At 63.3% G+C, this 17,536-nt stretch carries 16 protein-coding genes; 1 reads left to right on the forward strand and 15 read right to left on the reverse strand.

The features are described from left to right. Positions 1-398 precede the first annotated feature (398 nt). The 9 genes from AC07NY_RS25605 to AC07NY_RS25645 form a co-directional block, all read right to left on the reverse strand. The gene (locus AC07NY_RS25605; protein ID WP_492287788.1) at positions 399-1,115 is read right to left on the reverse strand and encodes a GntR family transcriptional regulator; all 717 of its coding nucleotides are present in this window, start codon (positions 1,113-1,115) and stop codon (positions 399-401) included. Between the two features lie 92 nt (positions 1,116-1,207). Next, the gene (locus tag AC07NY_RS25610; protein WP_492287787.1) at positions 1,208-2,620 is read right to left on the reverse strand and encodes a M20/M25/M40 family metallo-hydrolase; all 1,413 of its coding nucleotides are present in this window, start codon (positions 2,618-2,620) and stop codon (positions 1,208-1,210) included. A gap of 99 nt (positions 2,621-2,719) precedes the next feature. After that, positions 2,720-4,255, reverse strand: a complete 1,536-nt coding sequence (locus tag AC07NY_RS25615; RefSeq protein WP_492287786.1) for an ABC transporter substrate-binding protein — start codon at positions 4,253-4,255, stop codon at positions 2,720-2,722. A 41-nt stretch (positions 4,256-4,296) separates the two neighbouring features. Beyond that, positions 4,297-5,796 (reverse strand): ABC transporter substrate-binding protein, encoded by a 1,500-nt coding sequence (locus tag AC07NY_RS25620; protein ID WP_494586083.1) that lies wholly within the window; start codon positions 5,794-5,796, stop codon positions 4,297-4,299. An 81-nt stretch (positions 5,797-5,877) separates the two neighbouring features. Further along, complete coding sequence (locus tag AC07NY_RS25625) at positions 5,878-6,678, reverse strand: ATP-binding cassette domain-containing protein (protein ID WP_191124880.1); 801 nt, start codon at positions 6,676-6,678, stop codon at positions 5,878-5,880. Next, the gene (locus AC07NY_RS25630; protein ID WP_492287784.1) at positions 6,675-7,655 is read right to left on the reverse strand and encodes an ABC transporter ATP-binding protein; all 981 of its coding nucleotides are present in this window, start codon (positions 7,653-7,655) and stop codon (positions 6,675-6,677) included. The genes AC07NY_RS25625 and AC07NY_RS25630 overlap by 4 nt, the downstream gene beginning before the upstream one ends. Before the next feature lie 29 nt (positions 7,656-7,684). Beyond that, positions 7,685-8,524, reverse strand: coding sequence for an ABC transporter permease (locus AC07NY_RS25635; RefSeq protein WP_492287783.1), 840 nt, complete (start codon positions 8,522-8,524; stop codon positions 7,685-7,687). A 2-nt stretch (positions 8,525-8,526) separates the two neighbouring features. Further along, positions 8,527-9,537, reverse strand: a complete 1,011-nt coding sequence (locus AC07NY_RS25640; RefSeq protein WP_055727152.1) for an ABC transporter permease — start codon at positions 9,535-9,537, stop codon at positions 8,527-8,529. A 27-nt stretch (positions 9,538-9,564) separates the two neighbouring features. Then, a complete protein-coding gene (locus tag AC07NY_RS25645) occupies positions 9,565-11,031 on the reverse strand; it encodes an amidase (RefSeq protein WP_492287782.1) in 1,467 nt (488 codons plus the stop codon). Positions 11,032-11,549: 518 nt separating this feature from the next. On the opposite strand from AC07NY_RS25645, the gene AC07NY_RS25650 reads away from it, so the two are divergent. Beyond that, on the forward strand, positions 11,550-11,756 hold the full coding sequence (locus tag AC07NY_RS25650; RefSeq protein WP_156367018.1) for a hypothetical protein: 207 nt from the start codon (positions 11,550-11,552) through the stop codon (positions 11,754-11,756). Between the two features lie 55 nt (positions 11,757-11,811). Here AC07NY_RS25650 and AC07NY_RS25655 read toward each other — a convergent pair whose 3' ends face one another. The 6 genes from AC07NY_RS25655 to AC07NY_RS25680 form a co-directional block, all read right to left on the reverse strand. Further along, positions 11,812-12,969 carry an alpha-hydroxy acid oxidase gene (locus AC07NY_RS25655; RefSeq protein ID WP_492287781.1) on the reverse strand — a complete coding sequence of 386 codons (1,158 nt, stop codon included), beginning with the start codon at positions 12,967-12,969 and terminating at the stop codon, positions 11,812-11,814. 56 nt (positions 12,970-13,025) lie between these two features. Beyond that, entirely contained in the window at positions 13,026-13,811 is a 786-nt protein-coding gene (locus AC07NY_RS25660; RefSeq protein WP_191124885.1) for an ABC transporter permease, read from the reverse strand. Beyond that, on the reverse strand, positions 13,793-14,536 hold the full coding sequence (locus AC07NY_RS25665) for an ABC transporter permease (RefSeq protein WP_492287780.1): 744 nt from the start codon (positions 14,534-14,536) through the stop codon (positions 13,793-13,795). Before AC07NY_RS25665 ends, AC07NY_RS25660 begins: the two co-directional genes overlap by 19 nt. After that, the gene (locus AC07NY_RS25670; protein WP_492287779.1) at positions 14,533-15,522 is read right to left on the reverse strand and encodes an ABC transporter substrate-binding protein; all 990 of its coding nucleotides are present in this window, start codon (positions 15,520-15,522) and stop codon (positions 14,533-14,535) included. Before AC07NY_RS25670 ends, AC07NY_RS25665 begins: the two co-directional genes overlap by 4 nt. Before the next feature lie 32 nt (positions 15,523-15,554). After that, positions 15,555-16,352 carry an ABC transporter ATP-binding protein gene (locus AC07NY_RS25675; protein WP_248312644.1) on the reverse strand — a complete coding sequence of 266 codons (798 nt, stop codon included), beginning with the start codon at positions 16,350-16,352 and terminating at the stop codon, positions 15,555-15,557. Between the two features lie 93 nt (positions 16,353-16,445). Continuing rightward, positions 16,446-17,405 carry an ABC transporter substrate-binding protein gene (locus tag AC07NY_RS25680; protein WP_492287778.1) on the reverse strand — a complete coding sequence of 320 codons (960 nt, stop codon included), beginning with the start codon at positions 17,403-17,405 and terminating at the stop codon, positions 16,446-16,448. Positions 17,406-17,536 lie beyond the last annotated feature (131 nt).

The raw sequence follows: 17,536 nt of genomic DNA on the forward strand, positions 1-17,536 counted from the left end.
GTCTGATCGGCGCGCAATGATCTCAAATGTCAGCGGGATTGCGTCAGACCCAAGATTGGACGCCGATCGGGGGGCAATATTCCGCGCCGTTTGACAGCCAGGATCGCGCCGAAGCATATCAAGGCCACAAGCGGAACGAGTGTTAGGCAATGAAGAAGATTGCCGAGCCGAATTTTCTGCATGTCAGTCCCACCCCATATGAGATGAGATACTTACTTAGAAAACTAAATATTCTGTTTCCCTCGCCGCCGGACCGGCTCACGCTTCGTTCCTAAAGCGCTCTCTCGCATCTGCCGGCCGCATTGCTCCGATCGACAGTTTGGGAACGTCTGCTGCATCCAAGGTTTCGGGCCGCGCCGACAGCACGGGATCGCGGCGAAACTCACAATCGCCGCAGTTCAACCGATCGCCACCTGGGTCACAAGGCGGTCATTTGAGGCGGAGTTCGATGTGATGATCTTAACTACGGTATCGTGTGCACGCGTGAGATAATGGTCGTAACGCTCCTGAGCGGCAACGACGTCGCGTTGTTTGATAGCATCGAGAACTCCATGGAGGATGGCGACGGTCGTGCGCTTCTCGTCAACACCAGTGGAGACGCTGAGGATAATCCGAATGTAGGATATGCGATCGAAAATGGATCGCAGCAGGTTGCGAGCGGTATCGTTGTTGTAGCCGCTCCAAAGCACCTCGATGAGATCGCCAATAGCACCCACATACTCGATCGGGCGCCCTATGCACTCTTCGGCACGCAGGAGCGCAGCCTCAAGCCGCCCGACAATGTCGGTGTCGAGCTGCCGGATCATTTTTTCCAGCATCTTGGCTTCGAGAATCCGCCGGACCTCGTAAATCTCGGACGCCTCAGTCGCGGTTATGCTTGAAACGACGACGCCTTTATTGTGCTCGCGGCGGACCAGGCCCTCTGCCTCGAGGTGACGCATCGACTCCCGAATGCAGGTCCGGCTTACGCCGGTCTCAAGGCACAGCTGCCGCTCGACGAGGCGTTCACCAGGCTTGAAGCGCATCGTAAGGATGGCGTTGCGAAGCACGGCCGTGGTGCGTTCTCGCAAGCTGACCTTATCCTGGACTACGCGCAGTGAAGGCACGTCATTCATGGCGATAATATCTGGTTTCAAGTGGATCGGCGTGGCACCGCCCCCCTAGCAGTCACGCCGCCCCTCGTAGACAGATTACGCCTTCGCGGCAATTAGCCGGGGTTGCCAGCTGACTGCGCGGTCGTTTCAGCCCCGATGTCCCAGAAGACACCAGCCATGATCCCTAGCCCGTCATGGAACAGCGAGATCAACCCATGTTCATCCGGGCCATGCTGACCACAGCCTCCATAGGACTGCGGGATCCAGAGAATCGGCACGCCGAGCGTCTGCTTGAAGAACTCCGACGGTCCCGAAGCCCCGATGTTGGGGATGAGGTTCGGCGGGCGGCCGACGGTCGTCTCCATCGATTCCGCCACACGGCGAACCCAGAGATCATCGGGATCCGTACGCGAGGGCGGAAACATGTCCCGCTCCACCACCGGCCGCACCTCGACCTCGGTGAAGCCCTGCTCCACCAGATGACGCTTCAGCGCCGGCGCGACTTCGGCAGCGTCGACGTCGACCGTGTGCCTGAGCTGGATGCGCGCCTTGGCAAACCCGGAAACCGCCGGCACCGGCGCCTCCGGCTGACCACTGACGGAGGCCAGCACGATGGCGCTGCTCCAGGCATAGATCTTCTCGGTCCGAGAGAGACCAGGCTCCCCCCAGCCCTCGTCAGGCTTCAGAGCGCCGGGCGCATCTTCGATCACGACGGCGCGGCTGGCCCGTGTGACCGATTCCGGCACCGACTTCGGCGTCCATCCTGGAACCAGGATCCGGCCATCGCGCGAGATAATCGTCGAGATCGCATGCGCCAGGATCACGGCGGGGTCCTTGAGCAGCCCGCCCCAGTGGCCGGAATGATGCGATCCCTCGCGTAGATCGACGATCAGATCGACCGCCAGCCCTCCCCGCGTGCCGAGCGTTATGTCCGGAACCTGCATGCTCTGACGCGGGCCGTCGAGCGCGATGAACACATCGGCGGCGCAGCGTTCTCGATGGCGTTCCAGGAACGCCTTCAGACCCGGCGAGCCAGCCTCCTCTCCGGTTTCGACGAAGATCTTGGCGTTGAAACCGAGCGATCCCTTTTCTTCCAGGATTGCACGCAGCGCCTCGATCGCCAGCAGGTGCTGACCCTTGTTGTCGACGACGCCGCGGCCATAAACACGATCGCCCTCGACCTTCAGCTTCCATGGATCGAGATCCGCACGCCAACGTTCCGGCATGGCCCGAACGACGTCGCCATGGCCGTAGATCAAGATGGTGGGCAGGCCATCGCCCTCATGCCGCGTCGCGAGGAGGACGGGCCCGTGTTCCTCCAACGGATTTGGCAGGATTTCGACCGAGAAGCCGAGTTTCGAGACGATCGGTCCCAGTCCCTCGGCGCAGTAGCGTTCCAGTTCCTTCTTTCTGCCGGGAGGATGGCTCTCGGTCTGATAGGCCACCAGATCCGCGAGCTGCCGCAGGAAGCTGCCATCGTCGATATACCCGCGTGCGCGGCGCAGGACCTGTTCGCGTACCGTCATCGTCTCAATCCAATACCGTTTCGGGGCGCTCGGGTGTCACGAGCGCCGACTTCGCGGAGCTTCACACCGGCCCGGTCGCTCGACCGGCCGGTGCAGAACTCAGGATACCGTGATGTCCGTGAGCCAAGGCTCGCCGGTGGCATCCGCCGGCCAGTTGATGTTCGAGCGAACGCCGTTCACCAGACGATGCGTCCAGAGAAAGACCACTGGCGAATCCTGCGAAAGCTTATCGCTCAAGGACCGCTGGAGATCGCACTGGACCTTGGTGTCGAACGCCGCCCTAACTTCACGGAACAGCCGGTCCGCCTCGGGATCCGAATAGTTCGTTCGCCGCGAGCCGCCTGTCTCGAAATACTGTGCCAGAGCTTCGAGCTGGTCGTTGGCCGCTGACCGGCCGGTATAGTAGAGCGGCAACTTTCCCTGACGGATGTCATTGGTAAAGTTCGCGTAATCGGGCGTGTTGAGCTTGGCCCTGATACCCACCTGCCGGAGCATCTGAGCCAACGCTTCGCCGACCTGCCGATCCGAGACGTAACGCCCGTTCGCGGTCGCGAACTCGACGTCGAAACCATCGGGGAAGCCCGCCTCCGCGAGCAGCGCCTTGGCCTTCTTGGGATCATATTCGGGCCGGGCCGCGCTCGGAGCAAAGCAATCCTGATGCTTGCCGATGGCCCCCTGCATAGGATCCGCAAGCCCGAAGAGCAGCCGTTTCACGATCAGATCGGCATTGATCGCATGCGCCACCGCCCGGCGCACCCGCGGATCGTCGAAGGGCTTGATCTTGACGTTCATGCCCAGGAACATCCATTCCAGCGAGCCTGTCTCGACCTCCTTCACGGCCGGGTTCGACTTCAGGCGATCGACCAGTTGCGGCGGGATCAGGCGCGCGATCTGCGCCTCGTTGTTGAGTAGAGCCGTGACGCGCTGCTCCGCTTCCAGAATCTGGCGATAGATCACCGTCTCCGGTGCCGAGGCCGGCATACCCGGCCATGAGGGATTGCGGGCGACGATCACACTGCGATCGATGTCGAAACGGTCGAGCTTATAGGGGCCCCAGCCGAAGGCGGCAGCCTTGTCGGCATTTGCGCCGTGCTTCTCGTGAAGATCAGCACTCGTCACCACGAAGCGGTCGAACAGGAGCGACAGCAGCTGCGCCACCGGGCGCTTCGTGACGATGTCGAAAGTCCGATCGTCGACGCGTTCGAACTTGTCGACCTCGGTGAGGAAGAACGCCTGCTGGCTCGCTGGGTCGCTCAGGATGCGCCGCCAGGAGTGCACGACGTCAGTTGATGTGGGGCCCGGACCGCCGTCGTGGCGCTTGAGATCGCTTCTGAGCTTGAACCGCCAGCGTGTCGGCTCGACGGTTTCCCAGCTCTCCGCCAGCACGCCCTCATAGGCCTTGGCGGCGTAGTTGTACCGGCCGAGGCTCCCGTAGATCTGGCTCCAGATATAGTAGAGGTGGATACTCGAGTGGGCGTAGGGATTGACGTTGTTCAGGATGCCCGTTGTCGTGATCGTGAGCGCCTTGCCCTGTGCGGAGGCAGCGGTCGGGATCAGCGGCAGCGGCATCAGTGCGGCCGCGGCCGCACCCATGATGGTACGCCTCGACGGGCCGCGCTTGGTCGGGTCGGTCATGGCTGAATCGCCTTCGTTTGTAGCGGGATAGTGGACTGTCATCAGAGGCGGACGTCGGGCAGCCAGATCTCGCCCGAAGCATCCGGCACGTAGCGCAGCCCCTTGCGGACGCCGCTGACGTACTGGTGATTCCAGAGGAAGATGCCTGGTGCCTCGGTCTCGATCAGCTGGCTGATCTCACGGATGATCTTGCAGCGTTCGGTTATGTCGAAGGTCCTGCGCTCGCGTTCGAACAGCTCGTTCAGCTTAGGATTGTCGTAGCCGATGCGCGGCGTGACGCCGGTCTCGAAATACTGCGACAGCCATTCGGACGGCTCGAGCGCAAGGCCGCGCCCCATGTAGTACATGGGCGCTTTGCCTGCCCTGACATTGGCCCAGAGCCCGGCGAACTCCGGCGTGTGGAGCGTTGCCTTGAAACCGGCCTGGTTCAACATCTGGGTGATCGCCTCGGCGATCTGTCGATCGGAGATGTAGCGGCCGGTGGCGGTGAAGAAGTCGACGACTGGCCCACCACCCGCATAGCCGGCCTCGGCCAGAAGCTTGCGTGCTCCCGCGACGTCATACGGCGTCTTTTGGTCGATCGGAGCCGTGTAGCAGATCTGCTGCGCTCCAACCGGGCCATCGAGCCGGTCTGCCATCCCAAACAGAATACGCTGGATGATCACATCCTTGTTGATCGCCATCGCAGCGGCCCTCCGCACGCGCGGGTCATCCCAAGGCTTGGTCTTGACGCTGAAGCCGATGAACATCGGCTCGTTCGAGGGTGCGCGCCGGATCTCGACGGAAGGCACGTTCTCCAGCCTGCCGACCAATTGCGGAGGGATCAGCCGCGCGATCTGAACCTCGCCGTTCAGCAGGGCCGTGACGCGCTGGTCCGGCTCGGGGATACGCCGGAACAGCACGTTGCGCGGAGAGGTTTCGACCTTGGCAGGATAGGCATCATGCCGTTCGAGCGCGATCCGGTCACTGATGGCGAAGTTTGTGAGCTTGTAGGGGCCCCATCCAATCGGCGCCGTGTTGTAGCTGGCGACGCCTCCTTGCTTCTTGAAGATCTCTTCGCTGGTGATCGTGAACTTGTCGAACAGTTGCCCCAGCAGCGACGACGCCGGCTCTTTCGTAACAACGTCGAAGGTATGGTCATCGACGCGCCGGATTTCCTTCACGCTCGAAAGATAGAACCGCCCCTGGCTTTGCGGATCGGTCATGACCTGGTTGTAGGAATGCAGGACGTCGGCAACGGTGGGACCGGGGCCGCCATCGTGCCGGACGAGATCCTTACGCAGATGGAAGCGCCAGGTGACGTCATCGCGCTGCTCCCAGCGTTCCGCGAGCTGGCCCACGAACTTGCGCTGCGCATAGTCGTAGCGGCCGAGGCAGCCGTAGACCTGACACCAGATCGAGTACATCTGGGCGCTGCTCTCGGCGTAGGGGTGACGCGTCACCAGCGTATCCGCAGTCGTGACGACGAGCGTCTCGTTGGCCGGCCGTTGCGCGGTCTGGGCTGAGGCGGGCGCTGCGATAGCGATGGCGGCAGCGATCAAGCTCGCTGCGAGAACGGGGCTGCTCTTATGTGACATCCTGGCTCCTCCGGCGTTATGGGCTGCTGTCCCGAGTACGTCGGCTCACCCAGCCATTCTTGGGACGGCTTGGATCAGCTTTCGCGTGTAAGCATGTTCGGGGTTGGAAATGACGGCGCTCGCTGCGCCGGATTCGACCACGCGCCCGTGCGCGAGGACGATGACCTTGTCGCAGAGATAGTCGATCACGCCGATGTCGTGGCTGATGAACAGGATCGTCAGGCCGAGCCTGTCGCGGATGTCGAGCAGAAGATTGAGGATCTGCATCTGCACGGAGACGTCGAGGGCCGACACCGCCTCGTCTGCGATCAGCAGTCGCGGGTCGGTAATCAACGCACGGGCGATGCCGATGCGCTGTCTCTGTCCGCCGCTGAACTGGAATGGATAGCGCGATCCGGCTTCGCCCGGCAGCCCGACCAGCTGCAGCATCTCCCGGACGCGCTCCGCCAGTACCCGCTTGTTTCGCTCGCCGGCGATACGCAACCCTTCACTGATCACATCCGCGACGGTCATCCGCGGATTGAGAGACGAGTATGGATCCTGAAACACCATCTGGATTTGACGGGAGGCGGCAGGCAGCGAAATACCCGCTGCGACGTCCACCAATGGCCGGTCCTCCGAGGCCAGGCGCCCGCCACTTGCCTGCTCGAGTCCGACGATGATCCGCGCGAGGGTTGATTTTCCGCAGCCGGATTCCCCGACGATGCCCAGGATCTCTCCCCGCGGGACTTCGAATGAGACGTCGGTCAGAGCCGTCACGCCGGGCTTGCTGCTAAACAGGCCGCCGCGCCCTGCATAGGTCTTGCTGAGACCCTCGGCACGCAGCACCGGATGGTCGGGGGTCATTGTGGATAAAGGCATCGGGCCGCCTGCGCAGTCTTGGTTGTCCGCAGCGGAATCTCGCCGCGGCGGCAATCGTCCTGGACGCGAGGGCAACGCGGAGCGAAGCGGCAGCCCTCAAACCAGTTGGCCACCCCGGGCACCTGGCCCTCGATGCCGGCCTGGCGCCGCCCGCCTTCGCGCCGACGCGGGATGCAATCGACGAGCGCGCGCGAATAGGGGTGTGTCGGGTGGTCGATCAACTGGTCCGCGGGGCCGCTCTCCATCAGAACGCCGCCATAGAGAACGCCGATGCGATCCGCGTAACGGCGCACCAGAGAAAGATCATGGGAGATGAACAGGATCGAGAGCGCATGCTGATCGCGCAGGCGCAACAATAGCTGCATGATCTCCTGCTGGATCGTGACGTCGAGCGCCGTCGTCGGCTCGTCCGCGATGAGCAGCGCGGGATTGTTGGCCAGTGCCATGGCGATCATCGCGCGCTGACGCATGCCGCCGCTGAGCTCATGGGGATACATGGAGCGCACGCTCTTCGGATCTGCGAACTGGACGCTCGCAAGCAGGTCGAGGACCCGCTCGCTGCGCTCGCGTCTGCTGCCTCCGCCCGCGACGGCGAGAGCCTCCGCGATCTGCCGCTCGACCGTCATCAACGGGTTGAGCGAGGTCATGGGCTCCTGGAAGATCATGCTGACCACACGACCGCGCATCGTCTGGACCTGGGACGAAGGCGCCGACACCAGGTCCACGCCATTCAGGGACAGTTTCCCCTCCATGCGCAGCATGGAGGGCGGAAACAACCTCATGATCGAGCGTCCAAGCACAGTCTTGCCTGAGCCGCTTTCTCCGACGACGGCGTAGAAGTCGCCCTTGCCAATCGTGAAGGTCACGCCGTCGACGATCTTCAGATGCCCGCCCTGATGCGTGCGCAGAAACAGCGAGAGATCCTCGGCCTGCAGCACCGGTGTTGAAGTTGAACCGTTCATGCGTGGAGGGGTCGCTTGCATGGCATTTGTCACGACAGGTTTAGAGCGGCCTTGGGATCGAGCTGATCGCGCAGCCAGTCTCCAAGCAGGTTGAGGCCAAGCACGGTGAAAAAGATGCCGAGGCCGGGCAGGACGGCCAGCCACCATGCGCGTGTGATGTAGGAGCGGCCCTCCGCGAGCATGCCGCCCCAAGTCGGGACGTTCGGAGGCACGCCCAAACCCAGGAAGCTCAGGCTCGATTCCGCCAGGATTGCGGTGGCCATCGTGAAGGTGGCGATGATGATCGCGGAAGCGAGCAGGTTCGGCAGCACATGGTGACGCAGGATCCAGCCGGTACCGCCGCCCATGATCTTTGCTGCCGAGATGTATTCCCGGGAGCGGAGCATGAGCGCCTGCGCGCGGGCGATCCGGCAATAGGGAATCCAGCGCTGGATCGTGAGCGCGATGATCACGTTGCCCAGGCTCGGCCCGAAGAACGCGAGGATCGCGATCGCCAGCAGGATTGGCGGAAACGCCCAGAACGTCTCGACGACCTTCTGGATGACCGCGTCGCGGGCACCGGCGAGATAGCCCGACAGCGCTCCGATCAACACCCCAACGACCCCCGACAGCACGACCACCGACCCGGCAATCGCCAGGGAAATGCGCGCGCCAGAGGTCATCCGTGCCAACAGATCGCGGCCAAGATGGTCCGTTCCCAGATAATAGCCGCTCTCGATGCCGAATGGCGGCTCGAGCGCAAACATGAGGTTCTGCTCGTTAGGATCATGTCCGGCGACGAGGCCGCCGAGGAGTGCGAGCAGAACGATCGCTCCCAGGCAGATAGTGCCGATGACGAATTTGATCTCGAGAAAGCGCCAGGGCTGCATCGTCACGTCCTCGCGACGCGCAGCCGCGGATCCACGAGGACGTAGATCAGATCGACCAGTATGTTCATGAAGATGAAGATGAATGTGTAGGAGATGACGATACCCGTCGTCAGCGGAATGTCGCGGGCGGTCACCGCGGCATAGAGCAGCGAGCCAAGCCCCGGCCAGGAGAACACCACCTCGACGACGATGCTGCCGCTGATCAGCGTGCCAAGTTCCAGGCCGATGATCGTGACGATCGGCACCGTCGCGTTCGGCAGCAGATGCCGAGAGACCACCTCGCGGCGCTTCAATCCTTTGGCAACCGCGGTGAGCACGAACTCTTCCTGCCCGACATCGATGACGGCGGACCGCGAAATTCGCGCGATGATACCGATCATGCCGAAAGCCAGCGTGGCGGCCGGCAGGACGATGAAGGACAGCGCCTGACGGAACAGGTCGAACCGCCCCTGAAGGAGGCTATCCAGCAAGATAAAGCCTGTCAGCTCCCGGATCGGCACGTCGAGCGGTATCCGGCCGCTGGACGGCAGGAGATTGAAGTGGCCCGAGACCAGCAGCACAAGGAGAATACCGACCCAGAAGGATGGAGCGCTGACGCCGAGGACGGCCAGAAGCGAGCCCAAACCATCGAGCCAGCTGCCCTTCTTGAGAGCAGTCGCGACGCCGAGCGGCACCGCGATCACGGCAGCCAGTAGCAGGGCGGTGAGAGCCAGTTCGAGAGTGGCGGGCAGCCGTTGGCCGATCAACTCGGCAACGGGCGCATGGTAGCGATAGGACGTGCCCATATCGAGGCGCGCGAGATTGCCCAGGAAGTAGAAGAACTGCACCAGGACCGGCTGGTCGAGCCCCCATTGCGCGCGCATGCGAGCAATATCCGCCTCGCTCGCATCCTCGGCGGCGAGGGTACTGGCTGCGTCACCGGGCGCGAGCCTGACGAGAGCGAAGATGCCGAGTGCCACCAGGAGAACGACCGGGACGGCTCCCAGGATCCGCGTGGCGAGGGTTCGTAGCATGACTAAACGCTTCCTCCAGCTCGGCTGTCAGCCGACCGCTGCCACGGGCCGCATCCGATCATCGGCATGGGCCGCGCGAAGATAGGCAAGATCCGGCAAAGGCCTGGCGAGAACGGGCGAACGCGCGAGCACGGTCTCGATCGCCTCGGCGCAGCGCAGCAGATGAAGATCCGAGTTCCGGCGCCCGACGATCTGCAGGCCGAAGGGCAGGCCACGGTCGTCCAGGCCGCAGGGGATCGAGATGCAGGGATGGTTGATCAGCGTGATGCCATAGGTCAGGCCTACCCAATCAAAGTAGTTGGCAATCGCCCTGCCCTCTATCGAGGCTGGATACATATCGTGCTTTGGCCACGGATAGGCGCCGACCGTCGGCGTGATCAGGAGGTCGTACTCCTCGAAGAACGCCTGCACGCGCTGATAGATACGGCTGTGCTCGATGAACGCCAGCGACGCATCCTCGAGGCTGAAGCGCGATGCGTGGTCGAGGTTCTGCTGGACCAGCGGCCCCCACTGCCGAGGCTTCTGCTTTTGCCGATCGGCGAACATGCCGATGTAATTCACGGCGCGCAGCACCTCGTAGACATGGCGGGTGTCGCCGAAATCCGGGTGTGCTTTGGCCGTGGACCGGAAGATCGAGGCGAACGCGGCTGTTCTTTCGTCGAACACGTTCCGCAGCCCAGGCTCGCAGGGGGCGAAGCCGAGATCCTGCGAGAAGGCGACCTTCAGTGTCGAAGGATCGATCGGGCGGTCATCTCGCAGGGCAAGCGGGGTCGCGAGGGCGTCGATGGAGGCTGAGGTCGACATCGCATTCAGCATCAGCCGGACATCTGCCACGTTACGCGCCATCGGCCCCTGCACCGGCAGATGCGACAGGCCGATCAGGCGCTTTTCCGAAGCCACGATGCCCGCCGTCGGGCGGAAGCCGACCACGCCGCAATATGACGCCGGGATGCGCAAGCTGCCCGCATTGTCCGAGCCGTGTGCGAGCGGCATCATGCCCAATGAAAGCGCGATACCGGAGCCGCCCGAGGAGCCGCCGCACGTCAGCGCTACATCGAAGGGGTTTGCACTGACGCCGTAGACCGGGTTGAAAGTGTTACCGCCCGCGCCCCATTCCGGCGTGTTGGTCTTCGCGAAAACAATGCCGCCCTGGCGGCGGAGATTGGCGACCAGATGCTCGTCCGCGGCCGGAACATTCTCTTCGTAGAGCTTCGAACCGTAGGTCGTGCGCAGCCCGGCCGTATCGTTGAGGTCTTTCACGCCAACCGGCAATCCGTGCAGGGGCGCCAGCGCCTCCCCCGACAGAACGGCCTTCTCGGCTGTTTTCGCCGCTTCTGTCGCGCCTTCGACATCAAGAGCGACGACACCGTTCACGGCGCCGTTCACCTCCTCGATGCGGGACAGGCAGGAGTTGAGCAACTCCACGGGAGAAAGCTGCTTCGCGCCGATTAGAAAGCGCGCCTCGGACGCGGTCAGATCACAGGGCTGGGTCACGAAACATTCCTCGGATGGGCAGCATCACCGTTGTCAAACGGTATGCCATCATACGAATACGACTTTAGGGGCGTTCTAGTGTCAAGGCGCCGGGACGACCCTGCTAGCTACGCCCCGCAGAAACTGCTCGAAAATTAGGCAAAGAGAGCGCCGAGCTTCTTCAAAAGCCCGTGGCAGGCGGCCTCTCGGTAGCGAAACGTTGCTCGACCACGAAGCGGTCGCGTTGTAGCGAACCGAGTAAACGTTTGGAGAAGCGAGATTCTCTCTGGCATCGTGAGCACTCGCACATCTCTGGCTATTATTTAGGCAAACCGTTGAGATTGGCCTGAAAGACGGAATCGATCTGGCTCCGTCCGCAGCGCTGCCCTACGCCGAACTATCGGATACGTGCGACGCTTTCCTGGTCCTCGAACGGAAAGCCGAATGGCAGCAAGGCTGCTTTTGTTTTGGACCAGCCAACCACGATGGTTCAAGAATCCGGCAGGTTGCCTTGAGGCGACGCCGAACGGAGAATGACCATGCCACTGATCCGGATTGAGTCTGTCGAGGACGCCGCTTCCGGCCGGTTCGCGATCGAGATCTACTATCCTGCAGACGCTGAACGTCCCCTGGTCACGACGGCACCGCGCTATAAGAGCGCCGCCGCCGCCGAGCAGGACACGATCGCCATTCTGGCGTCCACGGCGAACAATCCGGCCCCCGAAGAGCCTGCCAACAGACGCTGATATCGCGACTTTCACACCGTCAGACGACGCGGCCGAGCGCGCCGTGGCAACGCTGTTATGGCGGCGGCGAAACGATCTGCATTTGCTGCAAGTCGACGAGATTGCCGGCTCCGGCCAGCGCCAGAGTCCGGTCGACCTCATCACGCAGGATCGCGAGGACCCTGGTGGCGCCGGCTTGGCCGGCAGCGGCCAGCCCGTAAAGGGTCGATCGCCCGAGCAGTACCGCATCAGCGCCCAGAGCTACGGCTTTGACAATGTCCGAGCCACGCCGGAACCCTCCATCGACGAGGACGCGTCCCCGTCCGCCGATTGCAGCGACCATGCCCGGAAGTGCGTCTATGGTCGCAGGGGCACCATCGAGCTGTCGGCCGCCGTGGTTCGAAACCACCACCCCGTCTGCCCCGGCCTCAAGCGCGCGGACGGCATCGGCCGAGGCCAGGATGCCCTTGACCAGGAGCGGCCCCTCCCAAATCCTCTTCAGCCGTTCGATATCCTCCCAGGCGAAGGACGGGTTACGCTGCGAGCGGGTGAAGTCCGCGAGTTGCGACGCGGACGCGCCCGGAGGCAGGAACTCCGCCAGGTTCTCGAAGCGAGGCATGCCCCGGCCGAGCCAGACTGAGCGCAGCCAGGCAGGATGGGCCAAACCGTCGAGCACCACGCGGGGGGTGATCCGGAGTTCGTGAGAGAATCCATTCCGCAAATCGCGCTCGCGCTTGCCTGCGGTCAAGGTGTCAACGGTCACGATCACCGCGCTGTAGCCGGAGCGCTTAGCCCGCTCGAGCAACCGCGCCGAGAAGGCGGCATCACCCCACGGATAGAGCTGGAACCAGCGAGTGCCAGGCCCGGTGGCCGCGACCTCTTCCAACGAATTGTTGGACGCTGTCGACAACGCGAACCCGACATCCGCGGATGCAGCTGCCCGCGCCAGTGCAAGATCCGCGTCAGGCCAGAACAGGCCGTTGAGGCCGGTAGGCCCGATCATGAAGGGCGAGGCGAAGCGTGTCCCGAACAACTCGACTGACTGGTCGCGCTTCGCATTCCCCGTCAGGACCCTAGGCATGATTTTTAGCCGCTCGAACCCGGCGCGGTTGTCACGCAGCGTGGTCTCGTCTTCCGCCCCGCCGTCGAGGTAATCCCAAACAACGCGCGGCAGACGGCGTCGCGCGGCCGCTGCGAAATCGGCGACATTCGTTGCGGTCTTGAGCAGGCTCATCTGATTTTATCCGGATTATGCGCCCGACCCTCGTCACGTGGCGCTGATAAGAATGCTCAGGGAACACCGTAGCGCCGGCCGATGGCGCGCAGGACGGCGTTGATGCTGAGTGCCAGCGCAAATACCAGGAGCAGCAGCGCGTACATTTCCGCGGTGCGGAAGGCGTTATAGTCCTGGATGATCAGGTACCCGAGCCCCTTGTTCGACATCTTTACTTCAGCGAGCAGTGCCCCGATCAGGGCCACGCCCACGGCAAGACGCAGGCTTCCGAGCAGAGGAACCACAATCGACGGCAGGTAGACGATCCGCACCAGCTGCAAGGTCGAGGCGTCGAAGCTCCGCACCACCTGCACCAGGATCCGCCGGACCTCGCGCATGCCGCCGAAGGTGGCGACCGCAACCGGAAAGAAGGAAGAAATCGCAGCCATTGCGATCTTCGGTCCGGCGTCGATGCCGAAGGCGAGGATCAGCACCGGCAGGAAGATGATCTTCGGCGCGGGGGCGAGGGCCCGGATCCACGGGTCCAGCATTGCCGCGAGGAAGCGGGACGCGCCCAGCGACACCCCACAAGCCACGCCCAAGCTGGCGCCGATCGCGACCCCCGCCGCGGCCTCGTATGCAGTGCGACCGAGATGCGGGTAGAACGCGGGATCGGCGACTTGGCGCAGCAATGCGACAGCGATGGCCGGCAGCCCTGGCATCGCACCCTCGAAGACAAGCCCTGAGGATGAGATTGCCTGATAGGCGGCGAGCAGACCCGTCAAGGTCAGCAGCCTGATGGCGCCCACGGACAACCCCCGGTCCGCGGCCGCGGCGGGCGGCGTCATGCCGATCGCAACCATGCTTCGCTCCGTTCGATGACGAGAAAGAATGCGCTGCTGAGCATGACGACGAAGACGATGGCGGAATACATCGATGGAATGTCGTAGCGATCGTACATATCGGCTACGAGATAACCGAGCCCACCCAAACCCACGAGAAACTCGACCGCGACGATGTTGATCATCGCATAGATCAGCGCGAGCCGCAGCCCGACGAAAATGCTTGGCAACGCTGCAGGCAGGATAATCTTGATCAGGCTCTGCACATCGCTCATGTGCAAGGAGAGCGCGAGATTGTGGAATACCGGCCGCAGGTTCACGATCCCTTCGCGGGTCTTGATGATCACGGGGATGACCCCAACGACGAAACCCATCACCACGATGGTTACGAGGCTGCGTCCGAAGAAGATCAGGAACAGCGGGTAAAGCAGGATGATGGGCGCCGAGAAGGCCGCCTCGAGCCAGGGCTCATAGGCCTGCCCGAACCTGCGGTGCCTCGCGAGCAGAGCACCGGCGGGCACCCCGACGAGCAAAGCAAGCGTGGTCGCCAGCAGCGTCGTCTGAAAGGTCACCCATGTGGCATATCCGAGCCCCTCGTGCAGGAAGAGCCCGGGTATCGCGGCCAGGGTCTCCGATGGGGCCGGCATAACAAAGGTCGAAACCCAACCGCCGCGCGACAACGCCTCAAGAGCTGCCGTCGCGACGATAAGAAGGCCCAGGCTGGCCCCACTTCCGCTGAGCCTCATGCGAGGAACCGCCCGACATTGGCAGTAAACGCCTTGATCTGGTCCGGTGTCAGCGGCTTCGACAGACGCTTATCCTTCACCGCCTGAGCGATGCTCAGTTCGATGTTCCCGATCGGCGCCAGCGCCAGCGCCGCCTTCGGATAGTTGGTGTCGCGGGCCTGCCGCGCCGTCGCGATATCGACACGGTTCAGCTCGGCATACATCTGCAGAGCCTCGTCGCCGTCATAGGCCCAGTCTATGGTCTGCTGCATTCCCTTCGACAGGCGCGCGAGCAACTCCGAACGTTCGGCCAGGAACCGGCTATTCGTCATTCCGACGCGGACAGTCTGCGCCGCAAGTCCTGGCGCGTCGTTGCCGCGCGCGATGATCCGCAGCTTGCCGGCGCGTTCCTCAGCGAGCCCCACCGTAGGTGCGGACCAGCCGACATCGATCTGGCCGGACATCACCTGGGTCAGTGTGGCGCCGGGACCGCCGGTTCCGACGAGCTTGGCCTTAACGCTGGCATGGTCGATCAGGGTCGATGCAATGAGCTCGGTCGATGCGCCGGGGCGCGAGAAAGCAATCGTCTTGCCGTTGCAGTCAGCAAGGCTACGGATCGGGCTTTCCGCCCGCACGTACCAGAACAGGTCACTCGAACCCGTCATGGCCGCGTTCGTCACGGCGATCGGCGCGCGCTTTTCGAATGCGCTCAACGCGCCAAGAATTCCGGGCGCGACGCCGAAGTCGGTCGAACCGGTGATGACTGCCTGTTGAATGTCCGACCCACCATCCGACCAGATGATGTCGAGATCGAGCTTGTGATCGGCGAAAATGCCCTTCTGCTGGCCAAACAGGATGAGAGTGGTGTCCCAGAAACCCTTCTGGCTGCTGACGATGCGCATCTTGTCGGCGGCGCGGGCGACGCGCGGCATCAGGCCGGCGGCCAAGCCACCGGCAATAGCCGTCCGCCGCGTCGGTCCGATCCAGTTCTTTCGTTCGGTATTCATCGTGGTCGTCCTCCCTCTGGCACAGCTGAACTTCAGGCCCGCTTGCGCTCACCCTCCTGCATCCCACGGCTGGCTTCGGCACGAAGATCCCCCCAGATCTCCGCGACATAGCGTCCGAAGCGCTCGTCAGTGATGCTTTCCGAGCTTCGCGGGCGCGGCAGATCGATGTCGATGACCTTGAGAATGCGGCCCGGGCGATAGGACATCACGACGACGCGGTCACTCAGTTGAACCGCCTCGGTGATGTTGTGGGTGATCAGAAGCGTCGTCTGTTGCAATTCGGTATGGATCGCCAGCACCCGATCACCGAGCAGGAGGCGAGTCTGCTCGTCCAGCGCCCCGAACGGTTCGTCCATCAGCAGCACGCGGGGCTTGAAGGCCAGCGTGCGCGCGATCGCCGTGCGCTGGCGCATGCCGCCCGACAGGGCTGCGGGCTTGCTCGCCTCGAAGCCCGTAAGACCGACGAGATCGATGTAATGCCGCGCCAGTTCCTCGCGTTCGGCGCGTGGCATGCCCTGGATTTCCAACGGCAGGGCGACATTGGCCAGGACGCTTCGCCACGGCAGCGTCGATTCCTCTTGAAAGACAATTCCGATGTCGCGATGCGTGCCGACATGAGACTGTCCGCCGACGCGAACCTCTCCGTCGTAATCACCGATCAGACCGCCGATAATCCCGAAGAGCGTGGACTTGCCGCAGCCGCTCGGCCCGATGACGGACACGAACTCGCCTTTCCGCACCGACAGGCTGACATCGCTGACGGCCAGTAGACCGCTCGACCGATCGCCATAGCGCTTGGAGACATTGGCGACCTCAAGATCATAGGCCAAAGACAACCTCCTGGATGCATCGCCGCCGCGGCGGCATTTTCCTGTGCTCGATCGCGCGCCCGGCTGATCGCGAGACCTTCGGTACAGCTGGCCTCAGCGGCTGGCGCGCAGAAAGGACGCATCGACCACGCGGCTTGCGTCGAACGGCTCGCTCGCGACCAGGCCTGCCGCCACAAGCGCCTCGTGCACCTTCTTCAACCCCGGCAGCGATACCTCCATGCCTGGCGTCAGGATCCCGAGGCGGGCGGTGTCGGCGATAGCGCGAGCAGCGAGGGGCTCGGACGTCTTCAGTTCGCGCGCGGCAACGGCGGCTGCAGTGGCGGGCTCCGCGGCGATAGCGTCGAGGCCGCGCCGCAATGCGCGCAGCGTCGCCGTCAGGCGATTCCGATTGGCTTCGGCCCAGCGCATATCGACGTTCACGCTGGTGAACTGCCATTCCGGGACGAAGCCGGACAGCGGTCCCAGGTTACTGAAGCCCGCCGCCTCCGCCTCGTAGCTCAAGGGAAACGGCTGCAACCCGGCGTCGATCTCGCCCGATCGCAGGAGGCGCCAGCGGGTCGGGGCGCCTCCAACCGCCTTGACGACATAGTCGCCCGGCTTCAGCCCGGCACTGCGCGTCACCTCGGGCACGAGATGGGTCGTGCCCTCCTGATCCGAGAGGACACCGATCGTCTTGCCGCGGAGATCGGCGATCGTCCGGATTTCCGGCCGGGCGATGATGAAGTGCGGTAAGCGTCCGGCATTGCCCGCGACCACCCGGAGGCTGCCCCCCTTGAGAGCATCGGCCATGATGCTCTCGGGCGTCGACATGGCGATCTGGACCGCCCCCGACCTGAGCGCCTCATTGATCTTTTCCGCGTTGTCGAAGACCTCGATACGCAGATCGATCCCCTCCTCCGCGAAGTATCCCTTCTCGGCCGCCAGCCAGAGCGGGAGGTAGAACACGGTGCGCGAGACGATGGCGAGGTCGATCCGATTCCCGGCTGCGCCGCTGCGAACCTCCTGTGCGTGTGCCGAGACCCAGCCAAAGGCCGCAATCATCAAGGCAAGCATCCACCTTCCGCCCATGGTGTCATCCTCCACACTCGTTTTGTTATAATGATTACTTAGGAAACTAATTTACAATTGCGCAGCTTTCAACCCACAGTCATGATGAGGCAACGAAGGGGCTCGCCGTAACCTCG

Source organism: Allobosea sp. GW821-FHT09G06, from assembly GCF_059416005.1.

Coding starts and splice junctions, on each gene's coding strand:
- AC07NY_RS25635 (WP_492287783.1), bottom strand. CDS start 8,524: ATGCAGCCCTGGCGCTTTCTCGAGATCAAATTCGTCATCGGCACTATC.
- AC07NY_RS25610 (WP_492287787.1), bottom strand. CDS start 2,620: ATGACGGTACGCGAACAGGTCCTGCGCCGCGCACGCGGGTATATCGAC.
- AC07NY_RS25650 (WP_156367018.1), top strand. CDS start 11,550: ATGCCACTGATCCGGATTGAGTCTGTCGAGGACGCCGCTTCCGGCCGG.
- AC07NY_RS25630 (WP_492287784.1), bottom strand. CDS start 7,655: ATGAACGGTTCAACTTCAACACCGGTGCTGCAGGCCGAGGATCTCTCG.
- AC07NY_RS25680 (WP_492287778.1), bottom strand. CDS start 17,405: ATGCTTGCCTTGATGATTGCGGCCTTTGGCTGGGTCTCGGCACACGCA.
- AC07NY_RS25625 (WP_191124880.1), bottom strand. CDS start 6,678: ATGACCCCCGACCATCCGGTGCTGCGTGCCGAGGGTCTCAGCAAGACC.
- AC07NY_RS25670 (WP_492287779.1), bottom strand. CDS start 15,522: ATGAATACCGAACGAAAGAACTGGATCGGACCGACGCGGCGGACGGCT.
- AC07NY_RS25665 (WP_492287780.1), bottom strand. CDS start 14,536: ATGAGGCTCAGCGGAAGTGGGGCCAGCCTGGGCCTTCTTATCGTCGCG.
- AC07NY_RS25640 (WP_055727152.1), bottom strand. CDS start 9,537: ATGCTACGAACCCTCGCCACGCGGATCCTGGGAGCCGTCCCGGTCGTT.
- AC07NY_RS25615 (WP_492287786.1), bottom strand. CDS start 4,255: ATGACCGACCCGACCAAGCGCGGCCCGTCGAGGCGTACCATCATGGGT.
- AC07NY_RS25605 (WP_492287788.1), bottom strand. CDS start 1,115: ATGAATGACGTGCCTTCACTGCGCGTAGTCCAGGATAAGGTCAGCTTG.
- AC07NY_RS25660 (WP_191124885.1), bottom strand. CDS start 13,811: ATGGTTGCGATCGGCATGACGCCGCCCGCCGCGGCCGCGGACCGGGGG.
- AC07NY_RS25655 (WP_492287781.1), bottom strand. CDS start 12,969: ATGAGCCTGCTCAAGACCGCAACGAATGTCGCCGATTTCGCAGCGGCC.